This is a genomic window from Acidimicrobiales bacterium (assembly GCA_035546775.1).
In the GTDB taxonomy this organism is placed as follows: domain Bacteria; phylum Actinomycetota; class Acidimicrobiia; order Acidimicrobiales; family JACCXE01; genus JACCXE01.
This window is the reverse complement of the sequence record DASZWD010000030.1, coordinates 254,346-273,733: the sequence shown is the minus strand read 5'-3', so window position 1 is coordinate 273,733 and position 19,388 is coordinate 254,346. Positions and strand designations below refer to the sequence as shown.

The following is a 19,388-nucleotide window of genomic DNA, read 5'->3' as shown; positions in this document are numbered from 1 at the left end:
AGTCTACCGACCGGTCGGTAGGGAACGGAAAACCGCGTGGAAATCGTCTCCTACCAGGACTTTGGCGCCGCACTGATCGACGAGGCGGTGACGCCGGGTCGCATCGAGCGCGCCGTGGCCGATGTCGCCGGCGACCGCGTCGAGGTCGGCCCGCTGCCCGTGGGTCCCGGCGACGCCGCCTCCGTGGTGGCGAAAGGGACGATTGGTGCGCCGCGGGCGAAGCCGGCGCCGCCCGAGGCGGACGGGTCGCGCGGCTTCATCGTCACGATCCCGGTCGAGTTGCGCCTCTCGGTCAAGGTGGCAGGCACGCTGCACCGCTTCGAGTCGTCCGTGCACGTCCACCTGCGCCTGGCGGTGCGCACCGCGGCGCGACCGCTCAGCCTCGTGATCGACATCACCGTGCCCGACGCGACCGACCTCGACGTCGCCGTGCGTGCCTCGGGGGTGGTCGGGCGCGTGCTGGGTCGCCTCGGCGACGTCGACGGCAAGATCCGCCGCGAGGTCGTCGCGTTCATCGGCGAGCGCGTCGAGTCGCCCGCCGCGCGCGCCGCTCGCATCATCAATATCGGCGACGCCGTGGAATCGTTGTGGCAGTCATGAACGAACACCGCTCGCCGCTGCGCCAACTGTGGGATCACGCCGCACCGCATCGCGGCCGCGTCCGTCTCGCCACGATGTTTTCGATCCTCAACAAGATGTTCGACATCGCGCCGGAGTTGCTCATCGGCGTCGCCGTCGACGTGGTGGTGCACACCAGCGGTCGCTCATTCCTCGGGCGTATGTTCCACATCGACAGCCGCCTCACGCAGCTGACGTGGCTGGCGGTCATCAACGTCGTCGTCTGGGTTGGCGAGTCGATCACCGACTACATCGCGCACATCTTGTGGCGGAACCTGGCGCAGTCAGTGGAGCACGACCTGCGCATGCAGGCGTACCGCCACGTCCAAGAACTCGAACTCGCCTACTTCGAGGACCGGGCGTCGGGCGGCATCATCGCCACGCTCAACGACGACGTGAACCAGCTCGAGCGCTTCTTGGACATGGGCGCGCACGAGATCGTCATCACGACGTTCAACGTGATCTTCGTCGGCATCGTGTTCCTCGTCATCTCCCGCGAACTGATGCTGCTGGCGTTCCTGCCGATCCCGGTCATCGTCATCGGCTCGCTGCGCTATCAGAAGTCGCTGGAGAAGCGCTACGACAAGGTCCGCGCCGCCGCCGGCGACATCGCCGACACGCTCACCAACAACCTCGGCGGCATCGCCACCATCAAGGCGTTCAGCGCCGAGGAGCGCGAGGTCGAGCGCGTAACGGCCGACTCGCTCGCCTACAGCGCGGCGAACGCCGACGCCATTCGCTACTCGAGCGCCTTCGTGCCGCTGATCCGTATGGCGATCCTCGCCGGCTTCACCATGACGCTCGTGATCGGCGGGCGCGCCGCCATCCATCACACGCTGGCCATCGGCGCCTTCTCCGTGCTCGTGTACATGACCCAGCGGTTGCTGTGGCCGCTGACCCGGCTCGGCGAGACGCTCGACCTGTACCAACGCGCCATGGCGTCGTGCCGGCGCATCTTCGGATTGCTCGAGGTGCAGCCGACGATCCTGTCGGGCGCCCGCGAACTGCCGCAGCCGGTGAAAGGTGCGGTGCGCTTCGACAAGGTGTGCTTCGCCTACGCCACGGGCGCCGACGTCATCCACGACCTCACCATCGACATCCCCGCCGGCGAAACGCACGCCATCGTCGGGGCCACCGGCGCGGGCAAGTCGACGGTGGTCAAGCTGTTGCTGCGCCTGTACGAACCGACGAGCGGGCACCTCCTCGTCGATGGCGTGCCCATCGACGAGTTGAGCTTCCCGTCGCTGCGCGGCGCCATGGGCTTCGTCAGCCAGGATGTCTTCCTCTTTCAGGGCACCGTGCGCGAGAACCTCACCTACGGCCGGCCCGACGCCAGCGACGAGGAAGTCGTGCGCGCCGCCACCCTCGCCGAAGCCCACACGTTCATCGAGTCGCTGCCCAACGGCTACGACACCATCGTCGGCGAGCGCGGCCAGAAGCTGTCGGGCGGACAGCGCCAGCGCCTCACCATCGCCCGCGCCATCCTGCGCAACCCGGCGATTCTCGTGCTCGACGAGGCGACCTCCGCGGTCGACAACGAGACCGAGGCCGCCATCCAGCGTTCACTGGCGCGCGTCGCCCAGGAGCGCACCACGATCGTCATCGCGCACCGATTGTCGACGGTCCGTCACGCCCACCGCATCCACGTCCTCGAAGCGGGCCGCGTCATCGAAGCCGGCACCCACGAGGAACTGCTCGACCTCGGCGGTCTCTATGCCGCGCTCTGGCGCGTGCAAACAGGTGACGCCGCCTACGACGCGTCGTGACTAACCCTTGAAGTACGGCGCCAGCACCGGCGCCAGCCGCCGCGAGAACGCGGCGGTGAAGTGGTTGCCGTCCCAGTTGACCGGCGTCGTGCCGATCACGGCGGGACACACGCCGTCGTAGCAAATCCACCCGAGCGGGTCGATGTAGGTCGCACCGTGGTCAGCGGCGGCGGAGCGCTCGGCGTCGCGGATCATTCCCCAGAACGGGTAGAGGTCGATGGCGCAATCCCGCGGCGTGCTGTTGCTGGTGGCGCACTCCTGGAGGTTTCCCGTGCCCGTCGGACTGCCCATGACCACGATGCGGTAGGTGAGGGGCGAAAGCCGCGCCAACTCGCGGTCGAACGCGTCGTGCCAGCGCGAGGCGTTGTCGGCGCTGTCCTTCTCGCCGTGATCGACGAGCCGGTTCGCGGAGGAGATCGCGTTCGCCATGATGATGAGGTCAGGCCGCGCCGCTTCGACCTGCTCGTGCACCCACTGCTGATGCTCGGCGCAGCGCGTGTCAGCCGACTGCGAGTTCATGTATTGCCGGGTCGGCGCGTCGACCATCGGGCACAAGCTCATCGTGAGCACCTGGATCTCCCAGTCCGGCGGCAGCGCGTTGCGCAATCCCGGGAGGTAGCTGACAGCGATGCTGTCACCGAGGAGCATCGCGAGGTGCCGCGCCTGCGGGTTGCCGTAGACGCATTTCGACTTGTTCGCGGCGTCGACGTTGAGGCACTTGTCGACGATCCACTCCGGCGCCCCAGCGTTCGGCAACGAGTCGAGCGACGGATCGAGCGGACCCCATGTGGTTGCCTGTGTCGATACACGGACGAGGTCGCGCAGCACAGCGGCGTCGTCGGGCGGTGCCGTCGTCGTGGTGCGGGCGACGCGCCGGGTTGTCTGCGTCGTCGCCGGCGCGGTGGCTGGCGCCCGCTCCGTGGTGGTGCTCGTCGTCGTGGTCGGCGGAGGGCCTAGGGCCGTCGACGCCGCGATGTGGGCGACCGCGGGCGTCAGGGGGACGGCGGTGCCCGCCATCAGCACGGTCGTGGCCGACAGGGCGAGAGCAGTGGGTGCCAGCACGAGGGGCCGTATGTGGCGGGCGACGTGCACCGGCCGCTCGACGAGCAGGTACGTGAACGCGGTCAGGCCGAGTCCAGCGCTGAGCGCGACCGCCCGCGCCGTCGCCGTGCCCTTGCCGTAGTACGCCTCGGCGAAGATCAGCGCCGGCCAGTGCCACAGGTACAACGAATACGAGGCACCGCCGAGGAACTGCCAGGGCCGCGCGCCGAAGGCCCAGCGCGCGCCGAGCCCGTTGGCGACGTCGCCGACGCCGAGGACGACCGCGGTCGCCACCACGGGCGCGACGGTGGCGAGGCCGGGGAACGGCGTCGAGGCGTCGATGACGAAGGCCGACACGACGATGACGCCGAGGCCGATCCACGCCATCGGTGCGGCGACGGATGCTGCGACGCGGCGGCGCGAGGCGACCACCGTCGCGGTGAGCGCGCCGAGGGCGAGTTCCCACGCGCGTGTCGTCGGGAGGAAGTAACTCGCGGCGGCGTTGGACGCCGTCTTCTGCAGGGCGAACGCGAACGAGCACACGATCACGACGGACGCCACGACGCCGACCACGACCGGAGCGCGTCGTCGCGTCACGACGAGCGCCAACAGCAGCAGGCACGGCCACACCACGTAGAACTGCTCCTCGACCGCCAGTGACCAGAAGTGCAACAACGCGGAGTGCGGCCGTTGCGCGTCGAAGTAGCTCGTGCCGAGCTGGGCGAAGTGGAGGTTGCCGGCGAAGACGAACGCCCATAGTGAGTCGACGAAGGTCTGGTGCACGCGGGCGCCGATGAAGATCGCCCGTGCCGCGACGTTGGTCGCAACGAGGACGATGAGGGCGACGGGCAGGATGCGCCGGGCACGTCGGAGATAGAAGTTGCGCAGAGACACGCGCCCGGTGATGTCCTTCTCGCGCAGCAGCAGGCCGGTGATGAGGAAGCCGGAGATGACGAAGAACACGTCGACGCCGACGAATCCGCCGGCGGGCACACCGAACACATGGGCCGCGACGACCAGCGACGCCGCCAGCGCGCGGAGCCCCTGAATGTCGGCGCGCAGGGTGGAACGATTCACTGTGCGCCGATGCTACGGATTATCCGATTTGTGAGCGATAGCTCGTGTGGGCGATTGGTTCACCACCCGATGTGACTAGTCCTGCCGGCGGTGGCGAGGGCAGGGCGTGCGCGCGCGTCGTATCGTCCCCGACATGTACGACGCCATCATCGTCGGCGCCCGCTGCGCCGGTTCGGCGACCGCCATGCTGCTGGCGCGCCAGGGCCATTCCGTGCTCGTCGTGGACCGCGCCGAGTTCCCTTCCGACACCTTCTCGACGCACTTCGTCACGGCCCCGGGCACCGCGCTGCTCGAGCGATGGGGGGTCACCCCGCGCCTCGAGGAGCGCGGCGTGCCCTTCTTCGACCACATCCTGCTCAACATCGCCGGCAACGTCATGAACACCAGCGAGGTGTTCGGCCCGCTGCCGGTGTGCTCCCCGCGGCGCACCGATCTCGACACCGTGCTGCGCGACATGGCCGTCGAGGCCGGCGCGGAGGTCCGCATGCAGACCACCGTCACCGAGGTCATGCGCGGCGATGACGGTCGAGTCACCGGGGTGCGGCTGCGCGACGCCGCGGGCAACGCCACCGAGGAAGCAGCCAACATCGTCGTCGGGGCCGACGGGCGCACCAGCGTGGTCGCCCGCAGCGTCGAGCCGGCGGTGCGCGACGAGCACCGCATCTACGGCGACGGCCTCTTCGCCTACTTCGACGATTTCGAGTACACGTCGGAAGCGGCGGGGTTCATGGACGGCGGTTTCCTGTTCGCCTTCCCGACGGGTCCGAAGAGCGCGTGCGTCGGCACCGAGATCACGAACTCCCGCAACGCCGAGATCCACGCCGATCCGGAAAAGGTCTTCCTCGAGCGCATGGCGCACGACCCCGACCTGCTGGCGCGCGTCGAGAAGGCGACCCGCGACGGCCGCTGGCGTTTCGGGGAGCTCATGACCGGGTTCTTCCGCCGCGCCGCGGGACCCGGGTGGGCGCTCGTGGGGGACGCGGCGTGCACCAAGGACCCACTGCTCGGCCACGGCATCACCGACTCGTTCGTCGGCGCCGAGTTGCTGGCCCAAGCGATCCACGGCGACGCGCTCGACAAGTACGACGACGCGCTGTGGCGCCAGCTCAGCCCGATCTACGAAGCGAGCCGCGACGCCGCGATCGACTTCGACAAGTCAGGTGACGAACTGTTCGCCGCCGTGTTGCCCGCCCAGATGATGATTCGCGACGAGTACGAGATGGTGGCGGCGGGCGGCCCGACGCTGTGAAGCGCCGCGACGTCGTGCGCATGAGCGACGCCGAGGTCGACGCGTTCCTACACGAGCGCCACACGATGTCGTGCGCGTCAATCGCTCCGACCGGGCGAATCCACCTCGTTGCCATGTGGTACGGCTTCGTGGGCGGCGACCTGGCGATGTGGTCGTTTCGCAAAGCGCAGAAGGTGCTCAACGTCCAGCGCGACCCGCGCGCCACGTGGATGGTCGAAGACGGCGACGACTACGCCGAGCTGCGCGGCGTCGAACTCGCCGGCACCGTCGAGATCGTCGACGATCCGGAGTACGTCAAGGAGCTCGGCTGGTCGCTCCAGGAGCGCTACCTCGGCATCACGCGGCCGGCCGACACCGGCGGCGGCGTCGAGCGCTTCCTCGAGGACCAGGCCACCAAGCGGGTTGCGCTGCGGATGCGTCGCGAGCACGTCGCGTCGTGGGATCACCGCAAGCTCGGCGGCACGTACTAGCCGAGGCTGCGGAACCACTGCCGCCAGGTAGCGGCGAAGTCGGACTGGTACGCGTCGTACGTGCGGCGCAATTCGTCGCCCGGCCAGTCGTCGGGCAGTAGTTGGCGGGGGAGGAGCGGGTCGAGGGTGAGGTGACGCGTCGTGGCCGCGGCGATGACGAACGTCTCCGCGAGCGCGTCGGGATCGCGGTCACGCAACCGTGGGGCGGTCGCCGCCAGCTCTTCGAGGAGTTCGCCGGCGACCTCGGCCCACTCCGGCACGCCGAACAACGCGTCGACGTCGATCGCGTCGTCGGGCTCGCCCGTGAACCACACACACTCAGCGTGCGCCGCGGATGCCGGGAGATTGTCCGGTCGTATCCACACGCCGGCCCGCAGTTCCGCCAGCCGCTGCTGCGTCATCGCGCGGCGTAACGCGGCGCGGGCGCGCGCGTCGCGGGTCACCGCCCGCACGACCCCGATACGCCACGCGCCCTTCCACGCCGTCGTGCGCGGGTGGCGCCCCTGTTCCTGGCGGGCGTGGCGTTCCAGCAACGGCCCGGCGAGCGCGTAGCCGGAGTCGACGGCGACCAACTCGCCGGCGTCGACCATGCGCGACAACGCGACGCGCGTCGTGCCCGCGGCGACGCCGTACTGCTCGCCGGAGGCGACGAGGGCGGCGGCCGACAGCCGCGGCGGGTTGATGCCGAGCAGGGTCGACGCGATGACCGATCGGGCCGTAAGCGGCCGCACCAGCGTGTTACGTGCTTGCGACATCTGTGCAAGAAACGTAACATGGTGGTCCCATGGCTACGACGATGCTGCCGCCCGCCGACTTGCTGCCCGACGTGCTGCCGACGGATCGGCTCACCGCGTCGGGCAAAGCCGTCCCCGCCGTGCGCGAGCCACTGCGCAAGATCCCGAATCTGGCGAACGCGTTCACCGTCGTGTTCTGCTGGGTGCAGATCGTCGGGCCGATCTACCTCGCCATCCGGCTGAACAACCCGCTGATGTGGGCCGCGGCGTTCCTGCTGTGCGGCCGCGGGTTCGCCCTGCTCAACATCCTCGGCCACGAGGCGGCCCACCGCCTGCTGTTCTCCAAGAAGGCGGTCAACGACTTCGTCGGCCGCTGGTTCCTCGCCTATCCCGCGTTCACGCCCATCGACCTGTACCGCCGCGCGCACATGGCGCACCATCGCGACGAGTTCGGGCCCGAAGAGCCCGACATGAACCTCTACTCGGGCTATCCCATCTCCCGCGACTCGCTGCGGCGCAAGCTCACCCGCGACGCCTTCGGCAACTCGGGGTGGAAGTCGCTCAAGGGTCTGCTCAAGGCGGCGCGCAAGCCGACCGTCGCCCGCACGATCCTGCTCGAGCAACTCGTCATCTTCGGGCTGTTCGCGCTGGCCGGACACCCGTGGCTGTTCCTGTTCCTCTGGGTGGCGCCGTGGATAACGGTGTGGCGGGTGCTCAATCGTCTGCGCGCCATCGCCGAGCACGGCGGCATGACCCGGTCCGATGACCGCCGGCAGACGACGCACCACGTCAAGCAGGGGTTCTGGGCCCGCTTCTGGATCGCGCCGTACAAGACGGGCTGGCACCTCGCCCACCACGTCGACATCGGCGTGCCGTTCCGTCACCTGCCGGCGTTTCATCGCGAGCTGGTGGCGTCGGGTTGGGTCCCGGAAGGGCTCGAGTATCCGAGCTACTTCGCGCTGTGGAAGGCGCTCTCGTCGCGCGAACGCGTCACAGCCCCTCAGTAGCCTCGTCGTTGATGAGCGAGCTTGCGAGCGAATCCATAGGAAAACTGTGACCCGGTCACGGGTCGCGCCCGAAGGGCGCTGACAAAGTGACCCTTTTCGACACCTCGGCTGGCAGCGGCAACGAGCCGCGCCGCGTGTCGCTCGTGCGGCTGGCGGGCGAGATCAGCCGGGGCCTGTCGCCCATCGGGCGTATCGCCGTCGACGGCGAGGTGCACTCCGCCAAGGCGTACAACTCCCGCCGCTACTTCACCCTGCGCGACCGCAACGCCCGCATCAGCGTGACGGTCGCCGCCCGCAACGTGCGGCACTGCAAAATCCAGGACGGCGAAGCGGTGCGCGTCGTCGGCACCCTCAACTGGGACACGACCCGCGGCGAGTTGCGCCTCGACGCGCAGTCGGTCGACCCCCGCGGCGAGGGAGCGGTGGCGGCGGTCATCGCCGAGGCGCGCGAGCGCCTCGAAAAAGAGGGGGTGCTCCAGCGGGTCCGCCGGCCCTTGCCGTTGTTGCCGCGCGTCGTCGGCGTCATCTGTGGGCAAGAGGCGGCGGTGCGCAAGGACATCGAGTCGGTCGTGTCGGCGCGCTTCGCCGGCTATCCCGTCGTGTTCCGCCAGTCGCTCGTGTCCGGTGGCGCGGCGCCCGCCGCGCTCATCGACGCCGTGCTCGACCTCGACGGGCGCGCGGAGGTCGACGTGATCGTCATCGCCCGCGGCGGCGGCGACGCCACCGAACTGTTGCCCTTCAGCGACGAGGAACTGTGCCGCACCGTCGCGTCCTGCGCCACGCCGACGGTGTCGGCCATCGGCCACGACGGCGACCGCCCGCTGCTCGACGACGTCGCCGACCATCGCTGTGGCACCCCGTCGATCGCGGCGGCGCTGGTGATCCCGTCCGAGGCGGAGCTGCGCAACGAACTCGACTCCTGGGTGCTGCGGGTGACGGAAACGGCCTTCGCCCTGCTGGCACGGGCCGAGGCCCGCCTCGACGGCGAGGCGCCGGCGCGGGCGCTGCGCGCCGGGCTCGACGGCGCCGCGCTGCGTCTCGAACGCGCTGCCAACCGTCTCGACGCCGCCCACCCGCGGTCGCGGGTCAAGGCCGCCGACGCCCAGCTGCTCGGCTTCACCGCCACGCTCGAGGCCCTCGACCCGGTGCGCGTCCTCGAGCGCGGGTACGCCGTCGTGCGCGACGCCGCCGGCGCGGTCGTGCGCGACGCGTCGCAGATTGCGCGCGGCGACGCGGTGCGTGTCAGTCTCGCCCACGGGTCCTTTGCCGCCGACGTCACGGAAGCCATCAACGAATGACCGAAGACCTCACCTACGAACAGATCGTCGAGCGGCTCGAAGCCGTCACCGCCGAACTCGCCAGCGGCACGGCCGGGATCGAGGCCGCGGCCGACCTCTTCGAGCAGGCCAAGCAACTGCACGCCGCGGCGAGCGCCCGGCTCGAGCAGGTGCGCCAGCGCCTCGAAGCGCTGGCCCCTAGCGACGAGGCGTAGCCCACTCCCACGTCCAGTTGCGGTGCGACCGCACGCCCGGCGACCAGTGGCGCCAAGCGCCGAACAGCACGCCTCCGGTGCGGTCGAGCCAGGCACGCGCCGAAGGTTCCTGAATCTGGTGCACCGTCTGGGTGATGCCGCCTTCGTAGACGCGGTAGCCCGCCCACACACCGGGAAAGTCCTTGGTCGAGCCGATCTCGGTGATGAGCAGCGACTTGTAATGGCGGCGGTGGTGACGGTGGGTGTGGCCGCACGCCACGATCGACCGCGGCGCGGCGCGATCGAGGGCGTCGAGCAGCGGGTTGGCGTTGCGCGCCGAGATGCCCGGTGGGAACTCGTTGGCCCGGCTGAAGCGCTGGGGGTAGTGGTGTGTCGCCACGAAGACGGGATGCTCTGCGTCGGTCGCCAGCGCGATGACCCGTTCACGATCGGTGTCGTTCCACTGACCGACGTGGTAGTCGAGGACCGACGGCAGCATCACGATGCGCAGTCCCGGCACGTCGAGGGCGCGTGCTTCGGTCGCCATGTCGATGCCCCGGCGGCCGAGGATCGCGGCGCCGTCCACCTCCTCGGTGCGGATGTCGTGATTGCCGAGGATGGCCGTCATCTCGACGCCGGCGTCGCGCACGACCGCCGCGAACCACTCGAACTCTTCCTCGCTGCCGGCGTCGGTGAGGTCGCCTTTGCCAAGGATCCGCTGCGCGCCCCACGCCTTGGCCTCGGTGAGCGCGGCGCGCAAGCAGCGGGCCGGATACGGCTCGAGGTCGTCGGGTTCGCGGTAGCGGCGCGGCTTGCCGAAGGACTCCTCGCCGATGTGGACGTCGTTCACCGTGGCGAAGCGGTACAGCTCGCGGCCGGGGGGCGGCGATGGTTCGACGGTGAAGTCCACGCCAAGAACGTATGCGGCTACTGGGCCGTGACCGGCACACCCTGCCGATCGGAGCTCAGGTCGACGTCGGCGCGCAGGTGCGACAGCCGCCATACGTCGAACCGGTAGGCGGCCGGGGTGCGGTCGTAATCGGCGCGGCGATAGGCGATGCCGCCGGGCACCGTGCGCCCGTAGAGGAAGCGCAGCAGGCCGGCCACGTTGGACTGGTCGAGCAAGGCGGCGACGTCGTGATCCTGCACGGGCGACGGGCCGAGCACGACGCGCTGCGGCGGCGGTTGCGGGAAGCGCGCCGTAATGGCCCGCGCCACCCGATTGCTGTCGGCCGCCGCCGTCGTCCAGCGTTCCATCCGCTGCACGCGGGCGGTGAATGCCATGACGAGCAACACGGCGGCGCCGGCGGCGACGACGGTGCGCCACCGCCACAGCATCAGGCCGATGCCGGTCCACGCCAGCGCGCCGCCGATGCTCGACACGAGGTCGAACCGGTCGCCGGCGCCGAGCGGCGCGTACAGGTAGAAGGTGAACGGGATCGTGCCGGCGGCGATGACGACGAGGCCGATGACGACGAGGCGCTCGCCCAGCCCGGTGCCGGTGCGGAAGCCGGGCAGGGCAAGGCGCACGCCGGCCACGGCGAGCGCCAGCATCGCCACGAGCAGCACCACGGTCGCGCCGGTCCCGCCGGGCACGATGCCCCAACCGAAGTGACCCGCGAGCACCTGACCGAGCGGCCCCACTTTCGAGATGGTCTTCTGCGTGCTGCGGTACAGCACGAGGTAGACCGCTGCCGGTAGCAAGAGCGAGGCGCGACCGATCAGATCGCGCCCGCGCCACGCTCGCCCGGCGAGCAACGGCAGGAACACAACGACGAGCGCGCCGACAGGGAATACCGCTTCGTACGTCAGTGATCCGGCAGTGACGAGGGCGGCGGCGATCAGGGTCTGGCGCGTGCTGGGAGCGCGGCGGGCCACGAACAGCGCGGCGACCACAGTGAGCAGCGTCGCCGCCGCCAACGACGTGCACGACTGCCAGAATTCGAGCGACGTGTGGTTCGGCAACACCACCCACACCGTGGCGACCGCCGCCGCCACGGGAACCGACACGAAGCGGCGGCACAGCACGTACAGCACCGCCGCGGTGGCCGCGCCGAGCGCCGTCAGCAGCGCCAGTCCCACGAGCGGGTGCCCGCCGAAGACGCCGAACACGAGGCAGTAGAGCAGGCCGGCGCCCGGCCGGTTGACGAAGATCAGGTGGCCGGGCGTGCCCCAGACGCCGTCGACCTTGGCGTTGCCGAGCGTGAACCAGTCGTCGAGCACATAGCCGGCGCCGCCCAGCGCGTACGCCGCGCCGATGACGATCTCCGCCGCCACCAGCGCGGCGACGATCAGCCGGTCACGACTCAGGCGCCGAACCTCGCAACGAGGGAGTGACGGGCGCGGCCGGCGAAGGCAACGGTGACGTCCATCAGGTCGAGGTACTGCGTGACGGTCTTGGCGCCGACCGCCGGCATATTCGCCTCGAGGAACGGGCGGATGCGCGCCGCCAGCGCGGCGTCGGTGACCGCCGTGATGCCGGACAGGGCGCGAGCGTGCAGGTTTGAGGGCAGCCGCTGCTGCACGTCGCCCCAGTGCGCCTCGATCCAGTCCCACACCACCGCTTGCTGCGGACCTTGCATGAGGTATGCCAGTACGAGGGCGACGTCCTGTGAGCGGATCTCGCTTGTGCACAGGTCACACGTGCGCCGCGCCAGCGCTTCGTGGCCAACCGCCGCGAGGGCGGAGCGGTACTGCTGTTCGTCCTGTGGAGTCTGCGCCGAGCGCATGCCGTCGAGCAGCGTCTGGAAGTTGGCTTCGTCGGCCGAGCGCGCGTAGGTCTGCAGCGCGGCGCGCCGGGTGTCTCCGGTGAGTTCGCCGGCGTCGACGCGCCGGCGCGCCTCGGCGACCACGCCTGGATCGCGGGCGACCGTGCCGAGCAGTTCGAGGACCGTGCCACGCACGAGACCGTCGGTGTCCGGCTCGGTCGACGTGCGCGTCCACCCGAGACGGTCGGCGGCGGGGCTCGCCAGCTCGAGCACGTAGGTCCGCAGGCCATCGCTGTCGTGCACGCGGCGCAAGACGTTGCAGATCTCCGCCAGCAACGTCCACGTCGCTGGCTCGGTCTCGTCGCGGTAGTGGGGCAGCAAGTCGAGCATGCTCTCGACGTCCGCCTGGCCCGCCAGCGTGGCCGCCCATGCGTCCGATACGAGGTTGTAGCGCTCGAGCTCGTTGAACGCGCCGAGCTCACGGGCGTTCGATGCCGTGAGCGACGCGTCGTAGGCGACGCGGAAGAACCCCCACCCACCGGCGTTGACGACCGTGGGACCGTCACCGGCAACGGTGAGCGTGAGCGGGTCCTTGCCGAGCACCACGCGTTGTTCGCCTGCGCCGCTGCGTACGACGACGGGAATCTCCCAGACGGTGTCGTCGGCCGCACCGTCGTAGCGGAACCGGCGCTGGGAAAGTTCGAGCGAGCTGCCGGTGATCGACGCGCTGACGAGCGGGTAGCCGCCTTGATAGATCCAGGTGTCCATGATCGAGCGCGCCGGCTGGCCGCTGGCTTCCTCGAGCGCGTCCCACAGGTCGGTGGTCTCGGTGTTCTTGTACGCGTGCTTGCGCATGTAGAGCCGCAGGCCCTCGCGGAACGTGTCGGCGCCGAGGTACTGCTCGAGCATGCGGACGACGGCCGAGCCTTTTTGGTAGGTGAGGACGTCGAACATGGCGTCGGCTTCTTCGGGGCGGCGCACCTCGATCTCGACGGGACGCGTCGAGCCGAGTCCGTCGACCTTCATCGACGCGGCGCGCTCGGTGGCGAACTCACCCCAGCGCTTCCACTGCGGCCGGAACGCGTCAGCGCACATCATCTCCATGAAGGTGGCGAACGCCTCGTTGAGCCAGATCCCGTTCCACCATTTCATGGTCACGAGGTCGCCGAACCACATGTGGGCGATCTCGTGGGCGACGACGTCGGCGACGCGCATCATCTCCTGGGTCGATGCCGTCTCGGGGTCGACGAGCAGCGCCGTCTCGCGGAACGTGACGCAGCCCAGGTTCTCCATGGCTCCGAAGGCGAAGTCCGGCAGGGCGACGAGGTCGAGCTTGAACGACGGGTACGGGATGCCGAAGAAGTCGGCGAAGAAGCGCAGCGAGTGGGCGCCGATGTCGAGGGCGAACTCGCCGAGGTGTTCCTTGCCCGGGACGCACGCGACGCGCAGCGGCACGCCGTCGACGTCGACCTCCTCGGTGAAGGTCAAGGGGCCGACGATGAAGGCGACGAGGTACGTCGACATCGTCATCGTGTCGGCAAACCGCAGGCGGTGCCATCCGCCCTCGATCGGGTCGTCGGCGACGACGTGGCCGTTGCTCAGCGCGGTCTGGCCCGGTGGCACTTCGAGCGTGATGCCAAAGGTCGCCTTGATGTCGGGCTCGTCCCAGCACGGAAAGGCGCGCCGCGCATCGGTTGCCTCGAACTGCGTCGTGGCGATGACCTGGTCGTTGCCGTCGGCGTCGGTGAACGTCGAGCGGTAGAAGCCGTGCAGTTTGTCGTTGAGCGTGCCGGTGAACTCGGTAACCAGCGTGTAGTCGCCCGCGGCGATCTCGCGGTCGAACGCGAACGTCGCCTGTTGCTCCGCCTCGTCATAGGAAACGGTGGCGTCGTGGGACGAGCCGTCCGCTTCTTCCAGTCGTGCCCGACTGATGTCGAGTTCGATGGCGTTGAGCGTGATCGACCGAATCGGGGCGTGCGCGGTCACCGTGACCGCTGAACGGCCGGTGAACGTGAACGCCTTGAGGTCGGGGCGGAGGGTGACGTCGTAGCGCTTGGGCAAGACGGTGCGGGGCAGACGGTACGGGGGTTGTTCGGGCACCGTCGCAGTATTGCGCCTGTGCGAGTATGCGTCGGATGGTTCGTCGTCCTCTCGTTGCCACCGTCGTCACGACGGCCGCCGGAGCGCTGCTCGGTGCATTGCTCGGCGCGGTCGTGGGCCGCGTCATCGCGCTCTTCGGCGACGAGACGGTGCAGACGAGTGTGCCCATGGTGTTCTGCGGCACGCTTGGCTTCTTTGTGGGGGGAGCGTCGGCGGCCAAGGGTTCGCTCGATCGCTTCGGGGCTCGCCGCAGCGGGCTCGGCGCGTTCGTCGCGGTGGTACTGCTAATCGGGATCGTGGGCGGCGCCAGCCTGTCGCACCAAGCGGGACTCGTCGTGTTCGCGCTCGCGGTCGTCGCCGTCGTCGTGGCGGGCGCGGCGGCAACGCTGGTGGCCGCGCCCCAGGACGCACCCGTGGCCCGCGGGGGCGTGCCGCGTGCGGTTCCCCCGCCCAAGCAAGCCGAGGCCGCGCCGCAGGAACAGACCGAAGCCGAGTTCATCGTCGAACCGGAACGCGCGCCCCAGCCCACGCCGGTCATCCGCAAGGTGGCCGTCGCGCCGGAACCTGAACCGGAACCAGAACCCGAGCCGCAACCCGAGCCCGAACCTGTGCCGGCGAAGGCCGTGTCGACGAAGGCCGTGTCGACGAAGCCCGTTAAGAAGGCGGCTAAGACCACCAAGGCGGCGGCCAAAGCTCCGGCTCGCCCTAAGCGCGACCGCCCGCTGCGGGCGCAAGACGCACCACCGGCGATCACGCCACCACCGGCGCCGCGGAAAGCCCGCGAGCGCCCGATACGCAAGGGAGATCAGTGAGCGACGAAGTCGTTTGTCTGGGCAGTGCCATCGTCGACGTGCTGGTGCGCGTCGACGACGACTTCATCACTACCGCCGGGCTCGACAAGGGTGCGATGCGCCTCGTCGAAGCCGATGAGGCGAAGCGGCTCTACGCGGCGCTGACCGACGCGGTCGAGCAGTCCGGTGGCGGCGCGGCCAACACCGCCGCGATCATCGCCAAGCTCGGCGGCGGGGTGACCTTCATCGGCCGCGTCGCCGACGACGCCCTCGGCGCGGCCTTCACCCACGACATCCGCCGCGTCGGCGTGACCTTCGACCCGCGGCCCGCCCCGGCGCTGCCGTCGACGGCGCACTGCACGATCCTCGTCTCGCCCGACGGTGAGCGAACGATGAACACCTATCTCGGAGCGTGCAGCGAGATGAGCCCCCACGACGTCGACACCGCCACCGTCGCGGCCGCCGAACTGCTCTATTGCGAAGGCTTCCTGTGGGACGCGCCGTCGTGTCGTGACGCGGCGCTTGCGGCCATCGACGCGGCCAAGGCCAGCGGCACGCGCGTCGCCCTCGCCCTCAACGATCAGTACTGCGTCGACCGTCACCGCGCCGAGTTCCTCGAGTTGCTCGCCGGGCCCGTCGACCTCGTGTTCGGCAACGAGACCGAAGTACGCGCCGTGTTCGAGACCGACGACCTCGAAGACGCCGGCCGCCGTCTCGGTGAGCTGTGCCCGCTGGTCGCCACCACCCGCAGCGAGAAGGGCTCGGTCCTGTACGTGAAGGGCGAGCGGGTCGCGGTGCCCGGCGTGCCCGTCGACCAAGTCGTCGACACCACCGGCGCCGGCGATGCCTACGCCGGCGGGTTCCTCTACGGCCTCACCCACGGGTACGAACCGGAGCAGTGCGCCGCCCTCGGCTCCGCGTGCGCGTCCGAGACGATCCGCCACATCGGCGCCCGCCCCGCCGCGGACCTCACCACGCTTCTGTGAAGGAATTTCCGCCCTATGGGCGGGAATTCCTTCACAGAACGCGTTAGGCCATCTTGCGGCCGCGCTCGATGATGGCGGCGCGGCGCTTTTCCACTTCGGCGGGGTCGAAGCCGCCGCGGCGCGAGTTCCACTCCGCCGCGTTCTTGGCTTCGATGCGCAGGCCGTCGTCGTAGATCGACCCGGTGATCTCGGCGTACTCGGCGAGCAGTGCCCGCACCGACCGCTGATCGTTGCCGGCGATGTCGGCGGCGATCGAGAGGGTGACGGGCAAGAGGTCGTCGTGGGCGACGACGCGGTTGACGAGACCGAACTGCAACGCCTCGTGGGCGTCCATGAAGTTGCCCGTCAGCGACATCTCCCGCGCCCGGCGGATACCGACGGCCTGGGGCAGCAGCACGCTGAGGCCCCAGCCTGGCAGCAGCCCCACGCGGGCGTGGGTGTCGCCGAACTTGGCGCGCTCGGACGCGATGAGAAAGTCGCAGTTGAGGGCGATCTCGAAGCCGCCGGTGACCGCCGGACCGTTGATGGCGCCGATGACGGGCTTGGACACCGCCGGCCACGGCGTCGTCCACTCCTTGTCGGAGGTGGCGCCGCCGGCGAGGTTGCTGCCGGACGAGCCGAGTTCACGAAGGTCGAGACCGGCACAGAAGGCCGGGTCGGCGCCGGTGAGGACGATGACGTCGACGTCGTCGTTGGCGTCGGCCGCCACGATGGCTTCAGGCAGCGCCCGCAGCAGTTCCGACGACAGCGCGTTGCGCGCCGCCGGACGGTTGAGGGTGAGGAGCGCGGTGCAGTCGCGCACCTCCACGAGCAATGTGTCAGACAACGTCTTCGTCTTTCGTATGGGGGCTCATGATGGCGATGGCGATCGTCGAGCCGGCGGACTTGTCGAGCGTGGCGATGCGCCGGCCGGCCTGGACCGCGTCCTTGGCGGCATGGAGCGCGTCGCCGATCGTCTTGCCGGTCAGTTCGAGGTCTTCGGACGTGAAGGCGAGGCCGAAGAACCGAGCCGACTGATCGCCCATCGGCTCCTTGGGTCCGATTAGTTCGAGAATCGGCTGGCCCAAGCGGAAGAACGTCTGGAGCATCGGCGACCCGTACGTGCCGGTTTCACGCGTGCGCCGCGCCGCGATGCCGAAGCTTTCAAGGGTCGCCGTCGTGCGCTGCATGTTCGGCGTCGTCAGCACGACGTGGTCGATCTCGAAGATGCCGTTGGGGTGCACGCCCGCCGCGTCGAGGCCTTCGTCGCTCCACGTCGTCGGTACGCCGTCCACGTCGCCCGTACCGTCACCGACGAGGGTCCAGCGCCGGATGCCCTTGCCGACGGACGGGTCGAAGACGATGTCGACGTGGCCGACCCGGCACCGGTCGCTCTCGACGTTGAACCCGATCTCGGCCCACACCGCCGGCTCGTCGCCGACCACTAGCTCCTTCAGCACGCTCATTGACGAGACCCTAGGTTGTCGAGGCCATGGGGTTCCTGCCGCACCACGAACCGCATCCCGAAGGCGATTACGCCCAAGGCATGCACATTCTCGTCGGCCGCCAGAGCGTGCAGATCGTCGACCTGTCCAAGGGCGACGATCCCTTCGACGTCCCCGACGACGGCGGCTTGTACCTCGGTCACTACGACACCCAGCACGTCTACGGCCACGACAAGGAACCCGACGCCGGTATGCCGTTGATGGCGCTGTACGGCAAGGTCGACGACGAACGGTGGACGATCGCCGGCCGCGCCGTGCAGTTGATCGAGTGGCGGCGCACGCACAGGTTCTGCGGCCGCTGCGGCACGCCGACTGAAGCGGCGCCGCCGCCGAACCACCGCGCCATGGTGTGCCCCAAGTGCGGGTTGCTGGCGTTCCCGCGCCTAGCCCCCGCCATCATCGTGCTCGTCACCCGCGAGGAGGACGGCAAGGCGCTGCTCGGCCGCAACGCCAACTTCCCCGTCGCCATGTACTCGTGCCTCGCCGGCTTCGTCGAGCCGGGCGAGACCATGGAGCAGGCGGTGCACCGCGAGGTGCGCGAGGAAGTCGGCATCGAGGTGAAAGACGTGCGCTACTGGGGCAGCCAGCCCTGGCCGTTCCCGCACTCGCTCATGCTCGGGTTCCGGGCGACGTACGCCAGCGGCGACGTCGTGCTCGAAGACGGCGAGATCGCCGACGCCCAGTGGTACGCCCGCGACGACCTGCCGATGATCCCGCCTGGCATGTCCATCGCCCGCCGCCTGATCGACGACTGGGTGGCGAACGGGTAGGCGACCGGATAATCGACCGGATAATCGAATGACGGGCACGACCGGCGGTTGCAAGCTGTCGGGATGGCACCGCACTGGAAGGTCGAGCCGCTCGACCTCGACAACGCCGACGACGTAACCAAAGCGGCCTACCTGCGCGTCGCCCAGCACTCGCACAACGAGCAGATCCCCGCCGACGGCCCCGTCCCCGACGACGAGTTGTGGCACGAGGTGCAGAACATCACCGCCGGTTCCCCCAAGCACTACTGGGGCGTGTGGGACGACAACCGGACCGAGCTGGCGGGTGTCACCTCCGTGCACTGGGAGGACTACGGCGACAACGCCGAGATGTCGTGGGTCGAGCTCGACGTGATTCCCGAGTACCGCCGCCAGAAGCTCGGCGCGTCGCTGGCGCAGGTGGCGATCGAGTTCGCGCAGGACAACGGCCGACCCCTCGTCGGACTCGACGCGTGCAGCCACGTCCCGGCGAGTTGGGAGTTCCTGAAAGCGATCGGCGCCGAGCACAAGCTCACCGGTCGCTTCAGCATGCTCAAGTTCGCCGACGTCGATCGCGCGCTGCTCGAAGGTTGGGTCGCACGCGCCAAAGAACGAGCCGCTGACTACGAGTTGGTGCGCTGGGACGGACCGTGCCCGGACGAGTTCGTGCAGGCGTTCGTGGAGGAACAGAACGTCATGAACACGGCACCGACGGAGAACCTCGAGCTCGAAGACGAAGTCTTCACCGTCGAGCGTCAACGCGACCGCGAGAAGATGCAGGCCCACCGCAAGATCGAGCAGCGCACGCTCGTCGCCCGCTACGTGCCGACCGGCGAGTTCGTCGCCCATACCGACGTGTGGCTGCCGACACGCTGGCCGACCAAGGCGTACCAGAACGACACCGGCGTGAACCCGGCGCACCGCGAGAAGGGCCTCGGGCGCTGGCTCAAGGCGCAGATGTTGCTCAACCTCATGGACGAGCGTCCGGAGCTCGACAACATCTCGACGTGGAACGCCGGCTCCAACGACGCCATGCTCGGCATCAACTACGCCATGGGCTTCAAGACCGTGAGCGAGTTCGGCGAGCACCAGGTGCGCGCCCATGTGGCGCTCGAGAAGTTGGCGGCCCTCCTTGCTTGA

18 protein-coding genes are annotated in these 19,388 nt (G+C 69.4%); 11 read left to right on the top strand and 7 right to left on the bottom strand.

Annotation, left to right across the window (positions count from 1 at the left end):
* Positions 1-36 precede the first annotated feature (36 nt).
* Together VHC63_07195 and VHC63_07190 are read left to right on the top strand one after the other, a co-directional pair.
* Positions 37-600 carry a hypothetical protein gene (locus VHC63_07195; GenBank protein ID HVV36374.1) on the top strand — a complete coding sequence of 188 codons (564 nt, stop codon included), beginning with the start codon at positions 37-39 and terminating at the stop codon, positions 598-600.
* Entirely contained in the window at positions 597-2,384 is a 1,788-nt protein-coding gene (locus tag VHC63_07190) for an ABC transporter ATP-binding protein (protein HVV36373.1), read from the top strand. Before VHC63_07195 ends, VHC63_07190 begins: the two co-directional genes overlap by 4 nt.
* Here the strand turns inward: VHC63_07190 and VHC63_07185 are convergent, their stop codons facing one another.
* Positions 2,385-4,502, bottom strand: a complete 2,118-nt coding sequence (locus tag VHC63_07185; GenBank protein ID HVV36372.1) for an acyltransferase family protein — start codon at positions 4,500-4,502, stop codon at positions 2,385-2,387.
* A 133-nt stretch (positions 4,503-4,635) separates the two neighbouring features.
* Here VHC63_07185 and VHC63_07180 point away from each other — a divergent pair, with 133 nt between their 5' ends.
* Entirely contained in the window at positions 4,636-5,751 is a 1,116-nt protein-coding gene (locus tag VHC63_07180) for an NAD(P)/FAD-dependent oxidoreductase (protein ID HVV36371.1), read from the top strand.
* Positions 5,748-6,221 carry a pyridoxamine 5'-phosphate oxidase family protein gene (locus VHC63_07175; protein ID HVV36370.1) on the top strand — a complete coding sequence of 158 codons (474 nt, stop codon included), beginning with the start codon at positions 5,748-5,750 and terminating at the stop codon, positions 6,219-6,221. Before VHC63_07180 ends, VHC63_07175 begins: the two co-directional genes overlap by 4 nt.
* Here VHC63_07175 and VHC63_07170 read toward each other — a convergent pair.
* Complete coding sequence (locus VHC63_07170; GenBank protein ID HVV36369.1) at positions 6,218-6,976, bottom strand: PaaX family transcriptional regulator C-terminal domain-containing protein; 759 nt, start codon at positions 6,974-6,976, stop codon at positions 6,218-6,220. The two genes, VHC63_07175 and VHC63_07170, sit on opposite strands and share 4 nt — an antisense overlap.
* Before the next feature lie 29 nt (positions 6,977-7,005).
* Here VHC63_07170 and VHC63_07165 point away from each other — a divergent pair, with 29 nt between their 5' ends.
* From VHC63_07165 to xseB, 3 genes are all read left to right on the top strand, one after another.
* The gene (locus VHC63_07165; GenBank protein HVV36368.1) at positions 7,006-7,962 is read left to right on the top strand and encodes a fatty acid desaturase family protein; all 957 of its coding nucleotides are present in this window, start codon (positions 7,006-7,008) and stop codon (positions 7,960-7,962) included.
* Between the two features lie 86 nt (positions 7,963-8,048).
* Complete coding sequence (gene xseA / locus VHC63_07160) at positions 8,049-9,260, top strand: exodeoxyribonuclease VII large subunit (GenBank protein ID HVV36367.1); 1,212 nt, start codon at positions 8,049-8,051, stop codon at positions 9,258-9,260.
* Positions 9,257-9,454, top strand: coding sequence for an exodeoxyribonuclease VII small subunit (gene xseB, locus VHC63_07155; GenBank protein HVV36366.1), 198 nt, complete (start codon positions 9,257-9,259; stop codon positions 9,452-9,454). The genes xseA and xseB overlap by 4 nt, the downstream gene beginning before the upstream one ends.
* On the opposite strand, the gene VHC63_07150 is transcribed toward xseB, so the two are convergent.
* From VHC63_07150 to VHC63_07140, 3 genes are read right to left on the bottom strand one after another with little or no spacing between them, the layout of a single operon-like run.
* Positions 9,438-10,343: a metallophosphoesterase gene (locus VHC63_07150; protein HVV36365.1), complete on the bottom strand. Its 906-nt coding sequence runs from the start codon at positions 10,341-10,343 to the stop codon at positions 9,438-9,440. The two genes, xseB and VHC63_07150, sit on opposite strands and share 17 nt — an antisense overlap.
* Positions 10,344-10,360: 17 nt before the next feature.
* A complete protein-coding gene (locus tag VHC63_07145; GenBank protein HVV36364.1) occupies positions 10,361-11,710 on the bottom strand; it encodes a hypothetical protein in 1,350 nt (449 codons plus the stop codon).
* Positions 11,711-11,739: 29 nt separating this feature from the next.
* The gene (locus tag VHC63_07140; protein HVV36363.1) at positions 11,740-14,241 is read right to left on the bottom strand and encodes a M1 family metallopeptidase; all 2,502 of its coding nucleotides are present in this window, start codon (positions 14,239-14,241) and stop codon (positions 11,740-11,742) included.
* 35 nt (positions 14,242-14,276) lie between these two features.
* Here VHC63_07140 and VHC63_07135 point away from each other — a divergent pair, with 35 nt between their 5' ends.
* Both VHC63_07135 and VHC63_07130 read left to right on the top strand, forming a co-directional pair.
* Entirely contained in the window at positions 14,277-15,053 is a 777-nt protein-coding gene (locus VHC63_07135; GenBank protein ID HVV36362.1) for a hypothetical protein, read from the top strand.
* A complete protein-coding gene (locus VHC63_07130) occupies positions 15,050-16,018 on the top strand; it encodes an adenosine kinase (GenBank protein ID HVV36361.1) in 969 nt (322 codons plus the stop codon). The genes VHC63_07135 and VHC63_07130 overlap by 4 nt, the downstream gene beginning before the upstream one ends.
* A 43-nt stretch (positions 16,019-16,061) precedes the next feature.
* Here VHC63_07130 and VHC63_07125 read toward each other — a convergent pair whose 3' ends face one another.
* Positions 16,062-16,844, bottom strand: coding sequence for an enoyl-CoA hydratase (locus VHC63_07125; protein HVV36360.1), 783 nt, complete (start codon positions 16,842-16,844; stop codon positions 16,062-16,064).
* Entirely contained in the window at positions 16,837-17,463 is a 627-nt protein-coding gene (locus tag VHC63_07120; GenBank protein HVV36359.1) for a hypothetical protein, read from the bottom strand. Before VHC63_07120 ends, VHC63_07125 begins: the two co-directional genes overlap by 8 nt.
* A gap of 26 nt (positions 17,464-17,489) precedes the next feature.
* Here VHC63_07120 and nudC point away from each other — a divergent pair, with 26 nt between their 5' ends.
* Both nudC and VHC63_07110 read left to right on the top strand, forming a co-directional pair.
* Complete coding sequence (nudC, locus tag VHC63_07115) at positions 17,490-18,272, top strand: NAD(+) diphosphatase (GenBank protein HVV36358.1); 783 nt, start codon at positions 17,490-17,492, stop codon at positions 18,270-18,272.
* 63 nt (positions 18,273-18,335) lie between these two features.
* On the top strand, positions 18,336-19,388 hold the full coding sequence (locus VHC63_07110) for a GNAT family N-acetyltransferase (protein HVV36357.1): 1,053 nt from the start codon (positions 18,336-18,338) through the stop codon (positions 19,386-19,388).